Here is a 23,702-nt window from a genome sequence, read left to right on the forward strand (position 1 = left end):
AGTTAATACTTGGGATTTTTTTATTTTATAAGGTTATCAAAAGGGACTGTCATCAAATTATCCTTTGGATGTCAACGTACTGTCATAAACACTCAGTAGACTTGGGCGTAATTCGTATTTTAATGACTGCAACTATAAGATTGCAATCAACTCTTTTATGCCGATTAAGCCTAACAGCAAGGTGACTGATAATGACATTATTGAATAACAAACAACAATTTGCCCATGAAGTCGTTGAGGATTCTAACCCGACCAACAATACCGATTTTCAAACCATTATTAGTCGTCGTTTAAACCGTCGTAGTATCTTAAAAGGGGGCACAGGATTAACGGCAGCGGCGTTTTTTGGCGCACTACCCTTGGTTGGTTGTAGTGATGATGATGACAGCATTCCTGTTAAAAATAATGGCAATGATGCTGCTATCCCTGCACAAGGTAATCTCAAACGTCCCGAAACTCTGAAGTTTGCGGCAGTAGCGCATTCCACTGCCGAAACGATGAGCGTGGCTGCAGGTTATAAAGCCGAGATAATACTGCCTCTTGGTACGCCGCTAATATCTGGTATCGATGATTGGAAAGACAATCGCGAGCAGTCAGCAGAGTCATTCGAATGGCGCATGGGTGACAACCATGATGGCATGTGGTTCTTTGGTAAAAAGGGCGGCGCCTATGACCCCAAAGCGTCAGAAAATGGGCTGCTGGTAATGAATCATGAATACGTCAATAGTAGTGAGCTGAGCCCATTTGGCTATCATGTGATCCAAGATAGTAATGCCGCGCCCATCTTTCAAAATCGCCGCCTCGCGAGTGACGTGCGCCGTGAAGTCAATTGCCATGGCGTTGCTGTAGTTGAGATGAAGTGCCGCGCTAATGGTATGGGTTATGAGATGGTGCCCAATTCAAAATACAATCGTCGTATTACCAGCAGTACAACTACGCAATTAGCAGGTCCTGTTGCTGGTTCTGATTTGGTTAAGACCAAGTTTGATCCGACAGGCTTTCAGACTCGTGGTATTAATAATAACTGCGGTGCAGGCTTGTCACCTTGGGGCACTTATCTGACGACCGAAGAGAATTTCTTAGGCGTCTTTGCCCGTGGGCAAGATGCCAGTCAGTTGAGTGCAGGACACAATTACGGTCGCAAGCGCTATGGCGCAACGGAAAATTTCTCTGGCTTTGAATATCTTTGGCATACGCCTGACGCCAAAGATGCGGTGATTGCCGAGGAATTTTCCCGCTGGGATATGACCGCTGTCGGTGCCAGTGCTGCCGATGATTACCGTCATGGCTTTAATACCTTTGGTTATATCACCGAAATCGACCCGTTTAATCAAAAATCTGTGCCGCAAAAACGTACGGCATTAGGGCGTTTTGCTCATGAAAACTGCGCTTATGCGCCTGTTGAACAAGGCAAGCCGGTGGTATTTTATATGGGAGACGATGCTCGGGGCGAATATATTTATAAGTTTGTCTCCAAAGCTACATGGTCAAATGCTGATATCGGTGGTGGATTAAAAGCAGGCGACAAATACTTGAATGATGGCACGCTCTATGTTGCCATCTTTAATGAAAATGGTCGCGGTGAATGGAAAGCATTGATTCATGGTCAAAATGGACTGGATGCCTCCAATACTGTTTTGCCTTTTAATGGACAAGATGAGGTATTGGTCTTCGCTCGTGCAGCAGCAGATGTGGTCGGTGCTACTAAAATGGATCGACCAGAGTGGGTGTCGGTTAGTCCTATAACTGGTGATGTGTATGTGACATTAACCAATAATAAATATCGCGGTGTAAGAGAGGATCAGCCACTTTCAGCGTCCAATCCGCGCAGCTATGAGACTGGTGGCAAAACGCGCGGCAATGATAATGGTCATATTATTCGCTGGGCAGAAGCAGGCGGCGATCATGCGGCAACGAGTTTTGAATGGGATATTTATTTATTTGCTGCGCCGAGTGATTTGTCAGCAGAAAATTTATCGCAACTGAATGATAATAACGATTTTTCCTCACCCGATGGTTTGTACTTCGATCCACGTGGCGTATTGTGGATTCAAACAGATGATGGTGCTTATACCGATACCAGTAGCTGTATGTTGCTAGCAGCGCTACCGGGCAATGTCAGCGATGGCACCCTTACCACGACTTCGGCGGGGCAACAAACCCGAGTCGGTATGGCTGCTAATAATGACAATATCAAACGTTTCTTCGTCGGTCCTGAAGGTTGTGAAGTCACAGGCATTACGATGACCCCAGACTTTAAGACATTATTCATTAATATTCAGCATCCAGGCAATACGTGGGGTGCAGTTTCTGGCGGTAGTACGCCCCGCTCAGCGACCATCATGATTACACGCGAGGATGGTGATGTCATACTGGCAGAGTCATTTGTTTAGTTAAACATTTGCATTAGCAATGATACGTCTTAATAAACATAAAAATCCTAAGTTATTGCTTTGGATTTTTATGTTTTGGTTGATAGCTCCTAGTGTGTAATCTTTGATGTTGGAAGATTGAACACTATTTTGAAAATAAAAATACTTGATAGTTAAATCATTCTCTTCTGTTTGTGGCAATTACAGGATAGTATGGAAAATCTTTTCAATTGCTTGATGTATCAAAACTATGCTCAGTCCAAAACCTGTAAACTCTATTCATGATTTATTTGCCACAACTCGCCGCCCATCTGATGCAGAATCTGCTCTTGATAGAGGATTTCAGGGCGACGTATATGAAGAGCTGGATAAACTTGAATATATTTATGTCGATGAGCTGACTGAACAGAGTGTTAATAATAGCGAGGTACCGCCGCATCAACCACTCTCATTGGTTGATTTTTTTGAAGGATTAGCACAGCTTGCGACCATGGGTGTGGTCGAGGTGACCGACATTGTAGAAGCCATTCATCGTGAGATACTACTGCGACCTTTGGGGCGCTTTAATGATGGCAATCTTGAGCACTGGCAGCGCGGTATTACTGGGCGGATTTATGGCGTGGTGCGTAATACCATGCAATTGGTTGGTAACAATGTCGCTTCAGGTCTGCGTCTTTATAACACTGTCTTAAAGCCAAAAAAGGTTAGACCGTTACCAAAGAACCTACGGCGCACGGTTAATATTTTGAACGGGGTAATGGGCGATCATCTAATTACGCATCACAATCCATTGGCAGTCTCGATGGTACTCTATGATACAGATAATCGTGTACAAAGCGGCACGCTATCAGGGCGAGTTATCATTTTGTGCCATGGGTTATGCCTGAGCCACTTAAGTTGGCAAGTGGCTGGTGAGGATAACTTAGCAGAAACGCTTAAATATGCCTTGCCAGCAGCGACCGTATTGTATCTAAATTATAATACCGGTCGACGTATCTCAAGTAATGGACGTAGCTTTGCCAAAGTTTTAGAAACCCTAGTTGAAGATCATCCAGATATCAGTCAGATTAATTTAATCGGTCATAGTATGGGTGGTTTGGTCAGCCGCAGTGCGCTATTTTATGGTAAAGAACAAGGTTTTAGCTGGGTAAAACGCGTGGGTAATTTAGTGACACTAGGGTCGCCGCATCATGGCGCTAGCCTAGAGCAGATTGGCAATTTTGTCCAAGATAAAATCGCCCAATTACCCTTTGCTGGCTCACTGGCAAAGCTCGGTGATATGCGTAGTGCGGGTATTATTGATTTGCGTTACGGCAGTATTCGAGATGCCGATTGGCAAGCATTAGAGGGGCGCAGTGTGCTGCCAGCAGATTTCCGCCATCCTACCCGTTTGCCATTGCATGTGAATACCTATCTGGTCGCAGCGGCTATCGTCGAAACTAATTTTGATTTTAAGACCACAAGCTTACTGGGTGATGGACTGGTTTCGGTAGAGTCGGCACTTGGTGAGCATACCGAAGAGCATACATTAGCAGTACCAGAAGGACATAAGGCGATCTTTTATGGAGTCAATCATATGAATTTGATCACCAATGACAGGGTACATCAGCAAATCATTGCTTGGTTATTAGATGATAGATTAGGTGATGCTCATGAAGCAAAATATGCTCTGAACCCACGCATTTATTCATATCCTGAGCCCTTTGAGATTTAAGATAACAAAAACCCTCAAGCATCATACTTGAGGGTTTTTTTATGACTAAATGCTTAAATAAATAATACTAAAAACTACTCAGTAAATATCGCCGCAATGTCATCATTATTAAATTTATAAATCTCACCGCAAAAGCCGCAATCCATCTCAAAGCTACCGTTCTGTTCTGCAACGATATCTAAAGCTTCTGCTTGACCAATTTGCTCGATTGCCATCTCACATTTTTCGCGTGAGCAAGTACAACCAAATGTGAGCGACACGGGCTCAGGGGCAACGACATTTTCTTCATGATACAAGCGATATAAAATCTCATTGGTATCTAAGGTAGTCAGTTCTTCTGCTTTTACTGTGCGCGTTAACACGCTTAAACGCGTCCATAAGTCATCATCAATACCTGCATCTTGATTTTGCTCAACTTCATAGGTTTCTTGAGCAGTACGAGGTAGCATTTGTACCAAGATACCGCCAGCTTGTAAACCATCAGATGCCAAGTTAATCAACGTTGGAATCTGCGCCGATTGCTTCTGATAATGAGCTAGGCAATCTGCCAAATTGTCATGGCTACGCTCAACGATACCTTGGTACGGCTCGCCGCCATCTGGTTGGATATTGATGAACAATACACCTTGACCAGTAGCGCCCAGTTCAGAAAATGCTTCTTTGGCATGGAGCATATTGTCCCACGCTTGCACTTGCTCGTCAGTTTCAGTTTTCCAGCTGGCAAGGGCACGGATAATACCATCTTGGTCACATTCTGCCATTGCCCAGTTAAGCAGGCTATCAGGATCCGATGATTGCAGCTGAATCGATAAGCGACCATTAATTTTGACCGTGCCAATCAGCAGACTTGCGGCCGTCAGCATCTCGCCCAATAAGCGTTTGAGTGCTTCAGGATATGGCTTTTGTGCAATGGTGGTTGCATAGCTACGCGACAGGCGAACCACGTCACCACGTACAGGTGAATCTTCAATAAAAAAGCGTTGGCGAATATCATTATCGTGCATAGAATCAGCGCTTGGCTCAAGGATAGTCGGGGCTTGGGTATCTTGTGTCATAGGTCATTTATAAGATTAAGAAGTTGCTAGCTTTATGGGGATAGATGCGGATTTATCAATCGTATTTGCTATATTCCTGACGTAATAGAGGACGTTTATAAAAAATAAATTTCGCTATTCGTTTTAGTAAACACTTACCTATACGAATGACGTTAGAGCTTGTTTTATTTAAGAATTCTTAGTTTAAAAAATTAAAAACCTAAAATAGTTGGCTAAGTAAAAAAGTTTACCCTCATCAGTCAATTTGTTGTACAGTAACATTAAGTTGCATAGTGATAAATAACAGCAACAGCACGGATGCATGGCGATAAGGCTCATAGGCGCAGATTGATAGCGTCTTTATACGGTCTCATAACGCTTATATGTCATTCAAATTTTGTGGCAATGTGATAAAAGGACGTATCTTATGACTTACCCTCTTTCTACCTCTATTTCTAAACCCTTAGCGTTAGTCGCCTTTATGGCATTAGGTCTAGCAGGCTGTAATAACAGCAGTCAAACCACTACTGAGGCGACGCCAGCAGATGGTGCGACCACTGAAGCGAAGACAAATACCAACGGCACCTTAGATAAAATCAAAGAATCAGGCACTATCGTCGTCGGTCACCGTGACTCCTCTATTCCGTTCTCCTATATCGCCGACGACCCAAATCAGCCGATTGGTTATGCGCACGATTTAGAGATGAAAGTGGTGGACGCGGTTAAAGAAAAACTCAATATGCCAGATTTAAAAATCCGCTATAACTTAATTACCTCGCAAACCCGCATTCCATTGGTACAGAACGGCACGGTAGATTTTGAGTGTGGTTCAACGACCAACAATGAAGAGCGTCAAAAGCAAGTGGCATTCTCTAACGGCTTCTTTGAAATCGGTACGCGTCTATTAACCAAAAAAGATTCAGGTATCACAGGCTTTGATGACTTAAAAGGCAAAACCTTGGTCACGACTGCCGGTACGACCTCAGAACGTTATATCCGTGAATACAACGATGACAAAAAGATGAATATCAATATCATCTCAGCAAAAGACCATGGCGAAGCATTCCTAATGCTAGAAAACGGTCGTGCTGATGCCTTTATGATGGATGACGTGTTGTTGGCTGGCGAAAAAGCCAAAGCAAAAAATCCGGATGAGTGGGTTATCGTTGGTGAGCCACAATCGTTTGAGATTTATGGTTGTATGATGCGTAAAGACGATCCAGAATTTAAAGCGGTGGTTGATGAAGCCTTAGCCAATGTCTTTAAATCAGGCGAGATCAATAGCATTTATGACAAATGGTTTATGAATCCTATTCCACCAAAAAATGTTAACCTAAAATTTGAGATGTCAGATAACTTAAAAGCTTTGATTGCCAATCCACACGATAGCGATCAGCCAAAAGTTGCCACTGCACAATAACGTCCCTTGTCCCTCAACATAGCATGCTTACGCGTTCAGATTGTTTGTCAGATTTCTTGATAGCAGTCTGAGGCGTGGGCTTTTTAATCGTTGCTCGGAGAGACAATTATGAATTATAGCTGGAACTGGGGTGTGCTCTTTGAGCAGACCGGCATCGGTAGCGAGCTGTATATCCATTGGATGATTACGGGTCTCGGCTGGTTGTTATTGATCGGTAGTATCGCTTGGGCAATCGCCATGGTGGTTGGTACCATTTTTGGTATTATGCGCACCTTACCGAATAAAGGCGCACGCGCTATTGGCACCGCTTATGTGACTTTTTTTCGTAATATTCCTTTATTGGTACAATTATTTTTCTGGTTTTATATCGCCCCCGGTTGGCTGACGCCATCCATCCAAGAGTGGTGGTATAAAGACTTGTCTCCAAATACCTCAGCCATGCTGTCAGCCAGTATCGGTCTTGGTTTATTTACCGCCGCCCGTATTGTCGAACAAGTACGTACAGGTATTGAGTCGCTGCCAAAAGGACAAATCAACGCCGCCTACGCGCTTGGCTTTAGCATCCCGCAAGCTTATAAAGAGGTGCTACTACCGCAGGCGTTTCGGGTTATCTTGCCACCACTGAGCTCGGAGCTGACCAACTGCTTTAAAAACGCTTCGGTTGCGTCTTTGGTAGGGGTCATGGAGTTGATTAGTCAGACCAAAACTATTAGCGAGTATACCCAAAATAGTCTCGAGATTTATACCTATGCTACTATTATTTATTTGGTGTTTAATCTCTCTTTGATTGCCATCATGGGTTTGATTGAACGCAAATTGCGTGTACCTGGGCTGATTGCAGGGAGTCAAAAATGAATATGATGACCGAACTTGCAACGGCTTATCCCGGTTTGATGGGTGGCATGCTAACGACCTTAAAGGTATTGTTTTTAGCGATATTAGGCGGTATCAGCTTAGGGACGGTATTGGCATTGATGCGCTTGTCTGGTATCAAAGCACTTGAGATACCCGCTAAGCTATACGTCAATTACTTTCGTTCTGTACCGTTACTATTAGTATTGCTGTGGTTTTATTTTGCGGTACCGATGATTTATTTTTGGATCGCTGGTAAATATTTGCAACTTGATACCGCTTTTACTTCCTGCGTAGTCGCCTTTATGATGTTTGAAGCGGCGTACTTTTCAGAGGTAGTGCGTGCTGGTATTCAATCTATCGGTAGTGGACAAGTTAATGCCGCTAAAGCACTGGGAATGACCTATAGTCAAACGATGCGCTTGGTTGTCTTACCACAAGCATTTCGCAAGATGCTGCCACTAATTTTGCAGCAATGTATTATTTTATTTCAAGACACGACATTAGTATTTGCGATTGGCTTGACAGATTTTTTCCGCGCCGCTTATGTTCGTGGTGAACTGATGGGCTTATTAACGCCTTATATCTTAGGGGCAGGCGCTGTGTATTTTATTATCAGTTTAAGTGCCTCTATCGGCGTGCAACAAATACAAAAGCGTTTGAGATTTTAATAGAGTTTTTGTTACAAGCTGAGTATTAAAATCTCAGTATGAAAGCCTTTATTAAATAATGATAAAAATAACGTGGTTAGGAGCCAGTGATGAATAATGCTGACACGTATATAAATAAATTTGGCGGACTGGTCACCGATAATGGTCATGCTAGCGATGAGATTGTCATCAAGATGACTGATGTCAGTAAATGGTATGGCGATTTTCAGGTGATGACTGGCTGTACCGCCCATGTGCATAAAGGCGATGTCGTTGTCGTTTGCGGTCCATCGGGTAGTGGTAAGTCAACGCTCATTAAAACTGTCAATGGATTAGAGCCTTTTCAAAAAGGTGAGATAATGGTGAGCGGTATCTCAGTCGGTGCACCAAAGACCAATTTGCCAAAGTTACGTAGTCAAGTAGGTATGGTGTTTCAGCATTTTGAGCTGTTCCCGCATTTGACAATTATTGATAATTTGACTGTTGCCCAAATTAAAGTATTGGGTCGTAAAGAAGAAGAAGCTAAGAAGAAAGCCATGGCTTACTTAGATCGTGTTGGGCTGACGGTTCAGGCGGCAAAATATCCCGCTGAGCTATCCGGTGGTCAGCAGCAGCGCGTGGCAATTGCCCGTGCCTTAGCGATGGATCCAGTCGCAATGTTGTTTGATGAGCCAACCTCGGCACTTGATCCTGAAATGATTCAAGAAGTTCTTGATGTCATGATTGAGCTGACCCGTGATGGCATGACCATGATGTGTGTGACCCATGAGATGGGCTTCGCTAATCAGGTTGCTAACCGGATTATCTTTATGGATGAAGGTCATATCGTCGAAAACTGTAGTAAAGATGAGTTCTTTGAAGGCGCAAAAAGTGACCGTGCGCAGATGTTCTTATCAAAAATTCTGAATCATTAACTATTGAATTTCTATAGCGTCATATAGTTTTGGTTCATTAAAGCGTCTATTAATAGGCGCTTTTTTATTACTAGAAATTGTGTAAAAAATGATGTGAATAAGCAGGTAACTGAATACGTGAGTGAATACCTGTTTACTGATACAATAACAGCCACTATCATAAAAAATCATTATTATAGACAGTGCCTATTATAAACAGTCACTACCATAAAAAATAAAATAATCTTTCATCCATCATGGAGTCAGTATGAGCTCAGAAACTATACTTTCAACGACAACAGCAGCATCAAAAGGTATCGTTATCATTGGCGCAGGCTTAGCAGGCTGGCACGTGATTGATGCGATTCGTGCCAAAGACAAAGATGTACCGATTACTTTAATCACGATAGACAGTGGCGACCGCTATCATAAACCGATGCTGACCATGGCAATCAGTCAAAACAAGCAAGCCTCAGATTTGGTACGGGCGACTGGTGCTGATGCAGCAAAAGCCGCCCAAGTAACCTTACTTGCCAATACGCAAGTGACGGATATCGACGCTACCGCTCAAACGGTACAGCTTATTTCAGCGCTGCGCTCAGATCCTGTCTATACCAATTATGCCACTATCAGCTATGACAAGCTGGTGTTAGCGATGGGCGCACATCCTATATTCCCGAAAAGTTTACCAGAGGAGCTGGTCTGGCATGTCAATCATATCGAGCGCTTTGGGCAGCTACAAGAGAAGCTAGCAACAGGTAGTCAGCATATTGCGATTGTTGGAGCGGGTATGGTTGGTACTGAGATTGCCGAGGACTTGCTAAAGGCAGGTCATGAGGTAACCTTGATTGATTTAAATGATGCGCCTTTATCACAAATGTTACCGGCAAAAGCGACTGCGCGTATTGCAGAGGCAGTCAAATCACAAGGTATTAACTTTTTAGGTGGCTATCAGGTAACCGATGTTATTCGTATCAATGATGGTAGTAATAACGGCAACAATGATGGAAAGTTACAAGTCAGCTATGAGCCGCTTGCTTCTAACGAAGAAAGTACAGAATCTAAGCAATCTGATATATTAATCGTCGACCAGGTGATTGCTAGTACAGGTCTGACGGTCGATGGTACATTGCCAACCGCCGCTGGGGTTGAGTTTAACCGCCGCACTGGTATTGAGGTTGACGCACCGACGCTGCGTACCACTACCGATAATATTTATGCCATTGGTGATTGTATGTCGATTAATGGCGTTGCCTGCCGCTATGTAGCACCACTGCGTGCACAAGCAGCCACCATTGCTGATGATATCTTGGGGTTAGAACATAGCGGCTATGACCATAAACCACCGATGATTCGCCTAAAAAATAAAGCGATTTCGGTGATGGTAACAGGTGTACCGCAAGCTAATGGCAATTGGCAAATAACCACTGAAAGTGATGATGAGCTCATCATGGATTTGCTAGATGATAATAATGAAGTCAGTGCGACAGTAACGATTAAAGCACCGCCAACGGTTAAAGCTTAATGGTTGCAAGGTTAAATCTTATTTAACACCTAGGGTTTGTAATCTAACGTTGATAATAGACGTAAAGATTAATTCTCATCACTGCAATTTTTATCACCGCAATTGTCATCAAAAAGCCAGCTGTGCATTAAATGCATGACTGGCTTTTTTGTGTCAAATATCTGCCATATTTTTATGGTATCTTTTACAGAGTGATTATTTCTAGAAATTAATTAAATGATACATATTGTATTGCTATGATTGACAGTCTTTCATTGATAGCGTTATAGTAGCTCTTACGATGTAAGACCTGCGCAAGGAAGAAAGACTTGTCTACAGGCGATTCATAAGCACAATTTATACGTGCCATAAAAAGTAAAACGAAAGGACTCGTTATGACGCAAATCATTGACTTCGATAGCATTCTTAATAATATTCCCAGTATCAACATGGGTGCACGCTCAGCAAATGCGCCCCTCACCCAAAGCTATGATAAAGGTCCCGATGTGCCACTGATTGAAGCAACCATCGGCGATTTCTTTGATGCTATCGTTTCCAAATATCCTGAGCGTGAAGCGTTGGTCGTTCGTCATCAAAATATCCGTTGGACATATCGTGAGTTGCAGCAGCAGGTCAATCAACTGGCTAGTAGCATGATTGAGATGGGGCTTGAGATTGGCGACCGTATCGGTATCTGGTCGCATAACAATGCTGAGTGGCTGCTCATGCAATTAGCAACCGCAAAGGTTGGCATCATTCTGGTCAATATCAATCCTGCCTACCGTACTTTTGAATTGCAATATGCTTTAAATAAATTAGGCTGCTCAGCATTGGTACTGATGCGTCATTTCAAAAGCAGCGACTATGCGCAATTAATTCGCGAACTATGTCCTGAAATTTATCATAAAGACTATACTCAGCTTGATTTGGTTGAGATTCCAACGATTGAACGTATCATTTGGATTGATGAGCCAGACAGCAATGAAGAGTTTAATTTTATGCAGAAGTTCTCTGCATGGATGGCGGAAGGTGACGCCAACGACCCGCGTGTTGCCGAGCGCCAAGCGCAGCTGAGAAATACAGATGCTATTAACGTTCAATTTACCAGTGGTACAACTGGCACCCCTAAAGGCGCAACGTTAAGTCATCGTAATATCTTGAATAACGGCTATTTTATCGGTGAGGCGATGAATCTTACTGAAGAGGATAGGCTATGTATTCCAGTACCGTTATATCACTGTTTTGGTATGGTGCTCGGTAACTTAGCAATCCTCACCCATGGCGGCTGTATCGTCTATCCGAACGATGGTTTTGAGCCTTTGTCGGTATTAAAAGCAGTTGAAGAAGAAAAATGTACTGGTCTCCATGGTGTACCAACGATGTTTATCGCTGAGCTTGACCATCCTGAGTTTAAGAATTTTGATTTATCAACCTTGCGTACCGGTATTATGGCAGGCTCTAGCTGCCCGATTGAGGTCATGCGTCGCGTCATTGATGAGATGCATATGAAAGGGGTCACCATTGCTTATGGTATGACCGAGACCAGTCCAGTATCTTGTCAGACCAATGAACATACGCCACTTGATAAACAAGTCTCGACCGTAGGACTCGTGCAGCCAGCACTTGAAGTCAAAGTCATTGATACCGAAACAGGTGAAATAGTACCTTTAGGCGAAACTGGCGAGCTGCTTACTCGTGGTTATTCAGTAATGAAAGGCTATTGGGGTAGCCGCTTTAAAACGCGTGAAGCCATTCAAGATGGCTGGATGCATACGGGTGATTTAGCAACCATGGATGAAGACGGTTATGTCAAAGTCGTCGGTCGTAGTAAAGATATGGTCATCCGCGGTGGTGAAAATATTTATCCGGTCGAAATCGAAAACTATCTCTATCGTCATCCTAAAATCCGTGATGTACAAATCGTTGGTATACCCGATAAGCATTATGGCGAGGTACTGGCTGCTTGGATTATTCCTAAAGAAGACGGTAGCTTGACCGAAGAAGAAGTGCGTCAGTTCTGTAGCGAGCATATTGCCCATTATAAAGTACCGACCTATTATCGCTTTGTGACCGAGTATCCAATGACCATCACTGGCAAAATTCAGAAATATAAAATTATTGAACAAATGAAAGAAGAATTGGGATTATAAAAACTTAAGCAGTTTCATTGCTCGTTTTACTAATAAATTGGTCAGTAAGTATTAAAATAACCAGTAGTTATAATAATTCGTATAAAAAGCTACTCGCATTTACGCATTAAAGAAAAGGGATATCATGAGCGCTATCATAATCAGTAAATTGAGTCCAAACGCTACTGAATTTCAGCAAAATAGTGCCGCTATGCAAGAAGTGGTTGATGACTTATATGTACACTTGCGTAAAGTTGCCCAAGGCGGATCAGAGCGTGCGCGCGCCAAGCATTTAGCCCGTGGCAAGTTGCTCCCTCGCGAGCGTGTCGAGCGTTTGCTTGATGTCGGAACGCCATTTTTAGAAGTGGCGCCGATGGCAGCGCATGATATGTACGGCGAAGATATCCCAGCGGCGGGTGTGATTGCCGGTATCGGTCGCATTAACGGTATCGAGTGTATGATTGTCTGTAATGATGCCACGGTAAAAGGCGGTACTTATTTTCCAATGACGGTCAAAAAGCATTTACGTGCCCAAGAAATTGCCCAAGAAAATCATTTGCCGTGTGTTTACTTGGTGGATTCTGGTGGCGCAAATTTGCCCAATCAAGATGAAGTATTTCCCGATAAAGAGCATTTCGGGCGTATTTTCTTTAATCAGGCTAATATGAGTGCAGCTGGTATTCCACAGATTGCGGTAGTGATGGGCAGCTGTACCGCTGGCGGAGCATATGTGCCAGCAATGAGCGATGAGTCTATTATTGTTAAAGAACAAGGGACTATCTTTTTGGGTGGTCCGCCATTGGTTAAAGCAGCAACCGGTGAAGAGGTCACCGCTGAAGATTTGGGCGGTGGTGATGTACATACGCGTCTATCAGGTGTGGTCGACCATTTGGCGCAAAACGATACGCATGCGTTATCGATAGCGCGTAATATCGTCAGCCATTTAAATCGTCATGAGAAGCACATTCCAAATCAAATCCAACCACGTCCGCCACGCTATGATACCAAAGAGCTATACGGTGTTATTCCAACCGATAAACGTAAGCCTTTTGATATCAAAGAAATCATTGCGCGTATCGTCGACGACAGTGCCTTTGATGAATTTAAAGCACGTTTTGGTACGACGCTGGTTTGTGGTTTCGCTCATATTGAAGGTATGCCAGTCGGTATCATTGCCAATAACGGGATTCTTTTTAGTGAGTCGGCGCAAAAAGGCACGCACTTTATTGAGCTGTGCTGTAAACGCAAAATTCCATTAATATTCTTGCAAAACATCACCGGCTTTATGGTCGGCCGTAAGTATGAGAACGAAGGTATTGCCCGTCATGGCGCTAAGATGGTGATGGCGGTGGCGAATGCGAAAGTGCCAAAATTTACTGTCATTGTTGGCGGCTCATTTGGTGCAGGGAACTATGGCATGTGTGGACGTGCGTATAGTCCGCGCTTCTTATGGATGTGGCCAAATGCGCGCATTTCTGTGATGGGCGGTGAGCAAGCAGCGTCGGTATTGGCAACCGTTAAGCGTGATAACTTTGATCGTAAAGGCGAGATGTGGAGCGATGAAGATGAAACGGCGTTTAAAGCGCCGATTCGTGAGATGTACGAAGAGCAAGGTCATCCTTATTATGCCACCGCTCGTCTATGGGATGACGGCGTGATTGATCCTGCTGATACGCGTAACGTGTTGGCATTAGCCCTTAGTGCCGCTCATAACGCTCCCATCGAAGAAACCACTTTCGGTGTTTTCAGAATGTAAGATTGTTAGCCATTTCACATTTATAAAAAAATATAGAGAAAGCTATGACAAAAGATATTCACGAAAAACCTGACAATTATAAAAGTTTATTGGTTAACGTTGAGCAGCATATAGCTACTGTAACTTTGAATCGTCCTGAAATTCGTAATGCCTTTAACGATGAGATGATTGCCGATTTGACTGAGGTATTCAAGACGCTTGGCGCTAACGATGAGGTACGTGTCATCGTTTTAGCCGCTGCTGGAAAAGCATTCTGTGCGGGAGCAGACCTTAATTGGATGCGCGCCATGGCAGATTATAGCTATGAAGAAAATCTAGCGGACGCCGATAAATTGGCACAAATGCTCAAGACCATTTATGAGTGTCCAAAACCAACGATAGCGGCGGTACAGGGTGACGTCTATGCAGGTGGTATGGGTTTGGTTGCGGTTTGCGATGTGGCAATCGCTGTAAGAATTGCCAATTTCTGTCTTAGCGAAGTGCGTCTGGGTTTAGCGCCAGCGACTATCAGTCCTTATGTGATACGCGCATTAGGTGCCAGAGCCTCGCAGCGTTATTTTCTCAGTGCGGAAGTGTTTGATAGTAAAAAAGCCCGTCAGCTCGGTTTTATTCATGAGCGCGTTAGTGAAGAGTCACTAGACGATGCAGTTGCAGAATTTTGTGCAAAAGTGGTTAAAAATAGCCCGGAAGCAGTCAAAACCTGCAAACGTTTATTACATGACGTCGCAGGTGCAGATATTACCCATGAATTGATTGCTGATACGGTTAAAGGTATCGCCGATATCCGCTCGTCAGAGCAAGGAAAAGAAGGTGTGCAAGCATTTTTGCAAAAGCGTAAGCCTGATTGGCTACTAGCAGAATAGGTATATAGTCATAAAAAACATGTTCGCTAAATTACCAATGAATAATAAAATCAGTCTAGCGTAAACGGTCATACGTGAATATCAGCCTACCATTTGATTATTTATCAACGATAAAACGATAAAACGATAAAACGATAAGATACAGGGATAGTTATGTTTTCTAAAATTTTGATCGCCAACCGTGGTGAAATTGCCTGCCGAGTTGCCGCGACTGCGAAGCGTTTGGGTGTGAGTACCGTTGCGGTTTATTCTGATGCTGACCGTGAAGCCAAGCATGTGGCGGTCTGTGATGAAGCGGTTTATTTGGGTGGTTCTGCTCCAAAAGATAGCTATCTGAAAGGCGATGCTATCATTGCGATTGCTCTTGATACTGGCGCACAAGCGATTCACCCAGGTTATGGGTTTTTAAGTGAGAATGCGGACTTTGCGCAAGCCTGTCAAGATGCCGGATTGTTCTTTATCGGTCCATCAGCTGATGCTATCCGTGCCATGGGTGGTAAATCTGAGTCCAAGCGTTTGATGGAAGCGGCTGGCGTGCCACTGATACCTGGCTATCATGGTGAAAATCAAGATGGTACATTCTTAAAGCAGCAAGCGGATAGCATTGGCTATCCGGTACTGATTAAAGCCAGCGCCGGTGGCGGCGGTAAAGGCATGCGTATCGTTGAGCAGAGCAACGATTTCATTGGCTTGTTAGAATCATGCCGCCGTGAAGCGATTACCAGCTTCGGTAACGACCAAGTATTGGTTGAAAAATATGCCCTAAAACCGCGCCATATCGAAATCCAAGTATTCGGTGATACCCATGGCAATTATGTCCATTTATTTGAGCGCGATTGCTCAGTACAGCGTCGCCATCAAAAGGTACTAGAAGAAGCGCCGGCACCGGGTGTCGATGCTGCAATGCGTGAAGCGATGGGAACCGCGGCAATCGAAGCAGCGCGAGCGGTCAACTATTTTGGCGCAGGTACGGTTGAGTTTATCGTTGAGCAGCGCGAAGGTTTGATGAATTTCTATTTTATGGAGATGAATACGCGCCTACAAGTTGAGCATCCGGTTAGTGAGGCTATCTCTGGCGTAGACTTGGTCGAATGGCAACTCTTGGTTGCAGCAGGTTTGCCACTCCCTAAAAAACAAGAAGAGCTGGCGATAAATGGTCATGCGATTGAAGCGCGTATTTGTGCTGAAAATCCTGATAATGGCTTTTTGCCAGCGACGGGCACTTTATTTACTTATCAAAAACCTAAACATAGCACCTTTGTTATTAATAAGAATAGCGCTGATGTGCGCATCGATGACGGTGTACGAGAAGGCGATGTAATTAGCCCTTTTTATGATTCTATGATTGCCAAATTGATCGTCCATGCACCAACGCGTGAGCAAGCGTTAGCCAAGCTTGACCGTGCACTCGCGCAAACACGCATCGTCGGTCTACCAAATAACGTCGCATTTTTGCGCTACATCGTAAATACCGAGTCTTTTAGCCAAGCTAATCTTGATACGGCATTGATTGAGCGTGAGCGTGAGCAGTTATTTGATCAGCATCCGCTTGAATTATCAACGCTTGCGGTTACTGCTATTGCGCAGCAACTTGCCAGTGAAGCAGCAGATAAAGGTATAGGTGCGGATCCTTTTAGCAAGCCTACAGGTTTCCGTGCCTTTAGCGATTATACGCGCTCGTTTAGCTTGGTTTACGCCGAGCAATTTTATAACGCTCGTATTAGCAACTGGCACAATGCTAATTGTTCAGAGAGCAAAAAGGGCAGCGATAACCTCAGTAGCTTTACGCTGGTCATGGAAAAAGAAATTGCTCACACGCAAGATAATAGCAACGCGAACGTAGCTGCCCAGACAGAAACTGTCTATGAAGGTCAAGTCAGCTATAGCAGCATTGATGCACACACTCATACTTTGTGGTTAGATGGCGCGCGTATCAACGCCCAAAGCTGGACAAACCATGAAACCATCTATGTATTTACCGATAATGGGCGTGATGAGATTAGGCTCGTTGATATCATGGCGCATGTTGGCGAAGATAGTGCGGCTGTTGGTAGTTTGAAATCACCGATGCCAGGTCAGGTAGTAGCATTTAAAGTAGCCGTTGGTGATAGCGTGAAAAAGGGCGAGCCATTAGCCGTCATTGAGGCGATGAAAATTGAACATACTATTACGGCACCAACCGATGGCGTAGTGGCAGAATTGTTATTCAGCGCAGGTGATTTGGTTGCTGATGGTGATGAGCTGCTGCGTATCGATAGTGAAGACAGCCAGTAAAAAGGACAGTTAGTATGAGTATCTCATATCCAAAGCACGTCACCATCGTCGATGTCAGTCCACGTGATGGCTTACAAAACGAATCCATGACGGTGCCGACGGCAGTAAAGCAAGCGCTTATCGATGACTTGATTGCAGCAGGTGTAAAAAAACTTGAGGTCACTAGTTTTGTATCACCAAAGTGGGTGCCGCAAATGGGCGATAATAGCGCGCTGCTCGAAGCACTTGCGTCTACGCGTCGAGCAGATGTGAGCTATTCGGTATTGGTTCCCAATATGCGCGGTTTTGAGAATGCTATCTTGCATCGCCCTGATGAAATTGTCATCTTTGGCTCAGCTAGTGAAACCTTTAGCCAAAAAAATATCAACTGCAGTATTGATGAAAGCATTGAGCGTTTCGCACCCGTTGCTGCAGCAGCAAAAGCGCAAGGTATTAAGGTGCGCGGTGTTATCTCTTGTACTGTTGGCTGCCCTTACGAAGGTGAGATTGACCCCAGCCAAGTGGCGTATGTAACCAAGCGTTTGCTTGAAATTGGCGCAGAGCAAATCGGTATTGCGGATACGATTGGCGTGGGTACGCCGCTGAAAGTGCAGCGCGCGCTACAGGCTGCACTTGAGTATGCAGATATCACCATGCTATCAGGGCATTTTCATGACACTTATGGTCAAGCACTAAGTAACACCTTAGCGGCACTACAGATGGGCGTCAGTGAATTTGATACCTCAGTCGCTGGGCTTGGCGGCTGTCCGTATGCCAAAGGCGCAACGGGTAATGTCGCCACCGAAGATGTGGTTTATATGCTGCATGGCATGGGCATCAGTACCGGTATCGACTTAGAAAGATTAGTAGTGGCAGGCGAGCGTATCAGTAAGTTTTTGGGTCGTCCTAACGGCTCAAACGTGGCACGCGCGCTGATTAATAAACGTCAATCTTAATGAATATATAATTGATTCACTTTAAAACCAATATAAGTGCTACTGGAGTAAATTTTTCGCAGCCTCTGTCACGCCTGCGAACAGCAAGCAAGAAAAATTAACACCAGTAGCACGAGGTTATTAAGGTATCAATCTTATTTAGAATTGACTATGACATCAAAAACAGCATTAAAAAGATAGTGATTTAAAAACCAGATTAAAATTTAAAACATTAAAATACAAGGAATGGTTATGAGTTTACCTGGATTGGATTTTCAGCTTGGCGAAGATATCGACGCTTTACGTGATGTGGTACAACAGTTTGCCGCCAAAGAAATCGCCCCGCGTGCTGCCGAGATAGACAGCAGTGATGAGTTCCCAATGGATTTGTGGCAAAAGATGGGCGATCTTGGTCTACATGGCATTACCGTTCCTGAAGAGTACGGCGGTTCTGATATGGGCTATGTCGCGCATATGGTCGCGATGGAAGAGATTAGCCGCGCGTCTGCGTCAGTGGCGCTGAGCTATGGTGCGCATTCAAATCTATGTATCAATCAGCTCAAACGTAATGGCTCAGAGGCGCAAAAGCAAAAATATTTGCCAAAACTTATTAGCGGTGAATTCATCGGTGCTTTAGCGATGAGCGAAACGGGCGCTGGCTCAGATGTCGTCAGTATGAAACTGAAAGCGGAAGAAAAAGACGGTAGCTATATTTTAAATGGCAGTAAAATGTGGATTACCAATGGTCCTGATGCTGACGTGATGGTGGTTTATGCCAAGACTAATCCAGAGCTCGGCGCCAAAGGCATGACCGCTTTTATCGTGGAAAAAGGTATGGAAGGCTTTGGCACTGCGCAAAAACTCGATAAGCTTGGTATGCGTGGTAGTCATACTGGCGAGATGACCTTTAATAATGTTGCAGTACCTAAAGAGAATATCTTAGGCGGTTTAAATGAAGGCGTTAAAGTCTTAATGAGCGGTCTGGATTACGAGCGTGCCGTTTTAGCAGCCGGTCCTATCGGCATCATGCAAGCAGTGATGGATAACGTCGTGCCTTATATCCATGACCGTAAGCAGTTTGGGCAAGCGATTGGTGAATTCCAGCTCATTCAAGGTAAAGTTGCCGATATGTATACTATCTTGCAAGCGGGTCGTAGCTTCTTATATACCGTTGGTAAAAATCTCGATATGTTGGACGCGCGCGGCGCCGGTCATAGCCGAGAAGTGCGTAAAGATTGTGCCAGTGTGATTTTATGGTGCGCCGAAAAAGCCACTTGGATGGCAGGCGAGGGCATTCAAATATTTGGCGGCAATGGCTATACCAATGAATATCCGCTTGGTCGTTACTGGCGCGATGCCAAGCTATATGAGATTGGCGCGGGTACCAGTGAGATTCGCCGTATGCTGGTCGGTCGTGAATTGTTTAACGAGACGAAATAGAAGGTATTAACGTTTTGATGAAACTAAAAAAGCAGTACGCTTATAACGTCCTGCTTTTTTTATATGTATTTTATAACAACTATCAAATCGCTAAGATTGTTGAGTATGATCAAAATAGCGTGCCAAACCATTTAACAATAAATCATCACGTAACCTGACTGGACGATTGATGTGTTGGGCAATAATGGCTGCATCGCCACCGGTCATGATGATCTCAAAGTTAGGATGGCGCGTGCTAATCTCATTTATCGCCCCAACAATAGACAACATAATCCCGCGATGAACCGCATCCCTTGTGGTAACGCCTTGACCAACGCTATCAAAAGTGCCGTTAGAAATGGTAATTTGCTTGGTACCAGAAAATAAGGATTCACGTTGTAGATAAATACTCGGGAAAATATAACCGCCTAAATGCTCAGCATGATCAATTAAATCAATCGTTACGGCGGTACCGCAGCCAATCACGCACTGACGTTTTGTCTTATCCACGGCGCCGAGCATTTGCAGCCAGCGATCACAGCCAAGCTGTTGGTCATTATACGCACTCTTCATGAGCGGATAATCAGCATCGACATGAACAAATTTAAACGGGATATTAAGCCGACTTAATGTCTCTGATACCTTTGTGTTGAGGTCGTCACCAAGCACCGATGAGATGCCAATAAAATCAGGCGCATAACGCTCAAAGCGATCGGTCAGACCCATTAACAATTCGGCAGGCGCTTGCAAGTGCTGCTTGGCATCATGCGCGACTATCTGCCCGATATCATCGGTTAGCCAGTATTTCAGGCGGGTGTTTCCAAGATCAAGCCAGAGCATAAGAATCCCTTTATATAATGCTTGTTAAGTAAGAGCGTTACGTCTTATTAATAACGTCGATGCGCCCAGTAAAAAGCGCAGAAATATTACCGTTATCTTGGCGTAATTGCAAACATCCATGTGTATCAATACCGCAAGCATGACCTGTTAGCGTGTCTAACTGACCGTTATGTTCTTGAGTAACTCGCAAGCGTAACCCTGCCAATGCATCCATCGAGTCAAACTGTTTTAAAAAGCTGTCCAAATTATATGTTTGACCAGTAGGCTTTTCCAACCCTAAATGCGTAAAGCGCGTCATCGCCGCCATTAATGCTTTACTCATTTGCTGATAAAGCTCGCGTAAGCTTGGTAGACTGCTGGCTGGTGCTTTTGGCTGCAGTATCCGCTCGATATCCTGTAAGCTAATCGCTTGATAGCTCATGCCTTCACAGGTTTGTGCCGTTAGCTGCGGTGTTGCTTGTACATTAAGTCCTACGCCCATCACTACGCCAACCAGCTTGCCAGCTTGGGTGACGGGTTCTATCAAAATCCCTGCAAGCTTATGAAAGGGTAGAGTTTGTGCTGCTGATTCAGATTCATCTTGCGCTGCGTTAGACGGATATTGATAAAATCCTAAATCATTGGCCCATTTTACCCCAATCGGCGTCAATCCTTTCGCACGTAATTGCTCATTTAGCGTTTGAATAACGGGCATCTTAGCCAGCTCAACGCCAATAATTAACGACAATAAACCACTAATCGGCATATGCACTGGATAATATAACGACAGATAGACATTGCCACGCGGTGATTGCCATGAGCGCCCGTGTTGCCCACGCCCTGAGCTTTGTGTTTCGGCAGTTAATAGATGCATCTCAGCAGCATTGAGCGTGCCATTTTGCACATCTGCTATCAGCTCGCTATTGGTAGAGCCGTTACTAATAAGATGGCGGTGGTTGAGTTCAGGTAAATGATCAAGCACTAATGAATTAGGTAGGCAGTCAGATGAATGGATAAGTGGTGGCATAATTTTCGTCGATGTGGTTAAGGTGGCAAATGTGGCAAGGACAATCTTTGATATACTGAGCGACTGTTGTTAATAAAATTGTCACTAATAAACAGTATCAAGTAGACAGCATAAAGCTCAGTTTATGATTTGGCAAATGCAATTAAAAATGTGTTATATAAGTGATGATAAAATAAATACTTTAATAAAAAAGACGCATTATAAAAGGCTGATTCGATGATGTTATATGTATGGTTTGTGATTGCAGGGGCGTTCGCGGGTGTCTGCGCGGGATTGTTCGGTGTCGGCGGTGGCATGATTATCGTACCAGCATTGGTATGGATTTTTACTGCTTATCATTTCCCTCCTGAAGTGGTCACCCATTTAGCCATTGGCACTTCATTAGCGACCATCGTTATCACCTCAATCAGCTCAATGACTGCCCACAATAAGCGTGGCGGCGTGCGTTGGGATATCTGGCGTAAAATGGGACTAGGTTTAGTCATTGGAAGTTTAATAGGTGCGGGCGTTGCAGAGTCGATTGATGGGCAAGCATTAAAAGCCATTATCGGTGGCGGTGCATTATTAGTTGCTATCAAGATGCTATTTTTCTCTAATAAAGAACAACTGGGCAAACCACTACCTTCTACTGGTGTGCAGTTTGGCGCTGGTACGGGTATTGGTTTGGCGTCGTCTATTTTTGGTATTGGTGGTGGCAGCTTGACGGTGCCATTTTTGAACTGGGCAGGGCTGACGATGAAGCAGTCAGTAGGTACGGCTGCTGCTTGCGGTCTGCCTATTGCCGTTGCAGGGGCACTAGGATTCGCTTGGTTTGGTCAGAATGTCGAAAACTTACCTGAGGGCACGATAGGTTTCGTGCATATTTCTGCATTTTTATGTATTTCAGTAGTGAGTTTTATGATGGCAAAAGTCGGCGCAAAGCTTGCGTACAAATTGCCAGCTTTAATGCTAAAACGCGCTTTTGGGGTGTTGTTATTGTTTGCGGGTGGGCAGCTGTTGTTAAGTGGGATTGGGGTGTTGTAAAATTTTCAGACTTCAATAAAAATCAGAACGCTAACTGCGGGACACTATAAGTATGAAAGCAGCAGAAAAATATCGTCGTGTTTTTGGTTCAATTAGCCATTTAAAAGATCAGATACCATGGACGACTGGTTTATCTAATATGGTAGAGTTTTTGGTATGGGAACCGCAGCGTGTTCTTGGCATTAGTAAAAAGCAATATGTACGTCAAATTATTGAGTGGGCAAGGCTTCCAGAATTGGAAAATAAAAGTATTGAAGAAGTTGAGAAAGTTATCAGTAAAAAACTTATTCAAAAAATGAGTGAGTCTGAGCAGTTAGAAACTTATTCAACACAGACGACTGGTATTTGTAATGCTAGGGAAGCTTTTCGCCGTGTGAAGTTTTTTTCTGAGGATTACCTGAATAAAGAATTTGATATTTTTCTCAATTTATGTAGTGATAGTTATCTAAACCTATTATATGCGCAATTCATTAATTTCGACCAAAGCGGTTCATGGTCGACACATGGCAATAGTGGCATTTTTGAATATAGTACCGAACTAAATGCTATGTTTATGGATAATTTATCCTATAACCATGAGGCTAATGTAATGGTGGCAAATGAATTAAAGCTTAATAGTCAAAAAAATGCTGACCAAATATTAAAGTACTGTTTGATGTACGAGTATTTATTAGAGATAGGTTTCATTGATAAAGGTACAAAGTTTTTACTACTATTCATTGGTGGAAGTGCTCTAAAAGAAGATAAGCAAAGCCTTGTTGATAAAGAAATAGCCATGTGTCAAAGCAAGCCTGAAAAATATCAGCATCTACTAAGAGATGAATTGCTAGAGGTAGTGGCACATTTAGAGATTGCCAGTATCACGTGGCAATCTCTAATAGAGTTTAATAACTGTTACTTGAATGAACAGGAGGTTTGCCAAGTAGAGCAAAAACTACTACAAGGATTCAATCAAAATCGTTTATGCACTTATAATTTTAACCCTAAAAATCCCCCACAATTTAAGGTAGAATAGCCGCCTGTTTTTGCTAAGTTTACT

At 43.8% G+C, this 23,702-nt stretch carries 18 protein-coding genes; 15 read left to right on the top strand and 3 right to left on the bottom strand.

Annotation, left to right across the window (positions count from 1 at the left end; translation table 11 throughout):
• Positions 1-191 precede the first annotated feature (191 nt).
• Both ACMHKH_RS01175 and ACMHKH_RS01180 read left to right on the top strand, forming a co-directional pair.
• Complete coding sequence (locus tag ACMHKH_RS01175; RefSeq protein WP_413518859.1) at positions 192-2,393, top strand: PhoX family protein; 2,202 nt, start codon at positions 192-194, stop codon at positions 2,391-2,393.
• 229 nt (positions 2,394-2,622) lie between these two features.
• On the top strand, positions 2,623-4,086 hold the full coding sequence (locus ACMHKH_RS01180) for an alpha/beta fold hydrolase (protein ID WP_413518860.1): 1,464 nt from the start codon (positions 2,623-2,625) through the stop codon (positions 4,084-4,086).
• A 74-nt stretch (positions 4,087-4,160) separates the two neighbouring features.
• Here the strand turns inward: ACMHKH_RS01180 and ACMHKH_RS01185 are convergent, their stop codons facing one another.
• Positions 4,161-5,141: an Hsp33 family molecular chaperone HslO gene (locus tag ACMHKH_RS01185; protein WP_413518861.1), complete on the bottom strand. Its 981-nt coding sequence runs from the start codon at positions 5,139-5,141 to the stop codon at positions 4,161-4,163.
• A 406-nt stretch (positions 5,142-5,547) separates the two neighbouring features.
• On the opposite strand from ACMHKH_RS01185, the gene ACMHKH_RS01190 reads away from it, so the two are divergent.
• The 11 genes from ACMHKH_RS01190 (at position 5,548) to ACMHKH_RS01240 (ending at position 19,815) form a co-directional block, all read left to right on the top strand.
• Positions 5,548-6,540 (top strand): glutamate/aspartate ABC transporter substrate-binding protein, encoded by a 993-nt coding sequence (locus ACMHKH_RS01190; RefSeq protein WP_413518862.1) that lies wholly within the window; start codon positions 5,548-5,550, stop codon positions 6,538-6,540.
• A gap of 108 nt (positions 6,541-6,648) precedes the next feature.
• Entirely contained in the window at positions 6,649-7,395 is a 747-nt protein-coding gene (locus tag ACMHKH_RS01195) for an amino acid ABC transporter permease (RefSeq protein ID WP_201546208.1), read from the top strand.
• On the top strand, positions 7,392-8,063 hold the full coding sequence (locus tag ACMHKH_RS01200; protein WP_413518863.1) for an ABC transporter permease subunit: 672 nt from the start codon (positions 7,392-7,394) through the stop codon (positions 8,061-8,063). The genes ACMHKH_RS01195 and ACMHKH_RS01200 overlap by 4 nt, the downstream gene beginning before the upstream one ends.
• A gap of 173 nt (positions 8,064-8,236) precedes the next feature.
• The gene (locus ACMHKH_RS01205; RefSeq protein WP_413518951.1) at positions 8,237-8,956 is read left to right on the top strand and encodes an amino acid ABC transporter ATP-binding protein; all 720 of its coding nucleotides are present in this window, start codon (positions 8,237-8,239) and stop codon (positions 8,954-8,956) included.
• A gap of 247 nt (positions 8,957-9,203) precedes the next feature.
• A complete protein-coding gene (locus tag ACMHKH_RS01210; RefSeq protein ID WP_413518864.1) occupies positions 9,204-10,460 on the top strand; it encodes an FAD-dependent oxidoreductase in 1,257 nt (418 codons plus the stop codon).
• Positions 10,461-10,834: 374 nt separating this feature from the next.
• Positions 10,835-12,589, top strand: a complete 1,755-nt coding sequence (locus tag ACMHKH_RS01215) for an AMP-binding protein (protein WP_413518865.1) — start codon at positions 10,835-10,837, stop codon at positions 12,587-12,589.
• A gap of 124 nt (positions 12,590-12,713) precedes the next feature.
• Positions 12,714-14,324 carry a carboxyl transferase domain-containing protein gene (locus ACMHKH_RS01220; RefSeq protein WP_413518866.1) on the top strand — a complete coding sequence of 537 codons (1,611 nt, stop codon included), beginning with the start codon at positions 12,714-12,716 and terminating at the stop codon, positions 14,322-14,324.
• Positions 14,325-14,368: 44 nt separating this feature from the next.
• The gene (locus ACMHKH_RS01225) at positions 14,369-15,187 is read left to right on the top strand and encodes an enoyl-CoA hydratase/isomerase family protein (protein ID WP_413518867.1); all 819 of its coding nucleotides are present in this window, start codon (positions 14,369-14,371) and stop codon (positions 15,185-15,187) included.
• A 153-nt stretch (positions 15,188-15,340) separates the two neighbouring features.
• A complete protein-coding gene (locus ACMHKH_RS01230) occupies positions 15,341-17,461 on the top strand; it encodes a biotin carboxylase N-terminal domain-containing protein (protein WP_413518868.1) in 2,121 nt (706 codons plus the stop codon).
• 14 nt (positions 17,462-17,475) lie between these two features.
• A complete protein-coding gene (locus ACMHKH_RS01235) occupies positions 17,476-18,396 on the top strand; it encodes a hydroxymethylglutaryl-CoA lyase (RefSeq protein WP_413518869.1) in 921 nt (306 codons plus the stop codon).
• Positions 18,397-18,627: 231 nt separating this feature from the next.
• The gene (locus tag ACMHKH_RS01240; RefSeq protein WP_413518870.1) at positions 18,628-19,815 is read left to right on the top strand and encodes an isovaleryl-CoA dehydrogenase; all 1,188 of its coding nucleotides are present in this window, start codon (positions 18,628-18,630) and stop codon (positions 19,813-19,815) included.
• A gap of 90 nt (positions 19,816-19,905) precedes the next feature.
• Here ACMHKH_RS01240 and ACMHKH_RS01245 read toward each other — a convergent pair whose 3' ends face one another.
• On the bottom strand, positions 19,906-20,634 hold the full coding sequence (locus ACMHKH_RS01245) for a pantothenate kinase (protein ID WP_413518871.1): 729 nt from the start codon (positions 20,632-20,634) through the stop codon (positions 19,906-19,908).
• Between the two features lie 37 nt (positions 20,635-20,671).
• Positions 20,672-21,640, bottom strand: a complete 969-nt coding sequence (locus ACMHKH_RS01250; RefSeq protein WP_413518872.1) for a biotin--[acetyl-CoA-carboxylase] ligase — start codon at positions 21,638-21,640, stop codon at positions 20,672-20,674.
• Between the two features lie 219 nt (positions 21,641-21,859).
• Here ACMHKH_RS01250 and ACMHKH_RS01255 point away from each other — a divergent pair, with 219 nt between their 5' ends.
• On the top strand, positions 21,860-22,663 hold the full coding sequence (locus ACMHKH_RS01255) for a sulfite exporter TauE/SafE family protein (RefSeq protein ID WP_413518952.1): 804 nt from the start codon (positions 21,860-21,862) through the stop codon (positions 22,661-22,663).
• 52 nt (positions 22,664-22,715) lie between these two features.
• Complete coding sequence (locus tag ACMHKH_RS01260) at positions 22,716-23,678, top strand: hypothetical protein (RefSeq protein ID WP_413518873.1); 963 nt, start codon at positions 22,716-22,718, stop codon at positions 23,676-23,678.
• Positions 23,679-23,702 lie beyond the last annotated feature (24 nt).

The organism is Psychrobacter glacincola, assembly GCF_965118485.1.
Classification (GTDB): domain Bacteria; phylum Pseudomonadota; class Gammaproteobacteria; order Pseudomonadales; family Moraxellaceae; genus Psychrobacter; species Psychrobacter glacincola_D.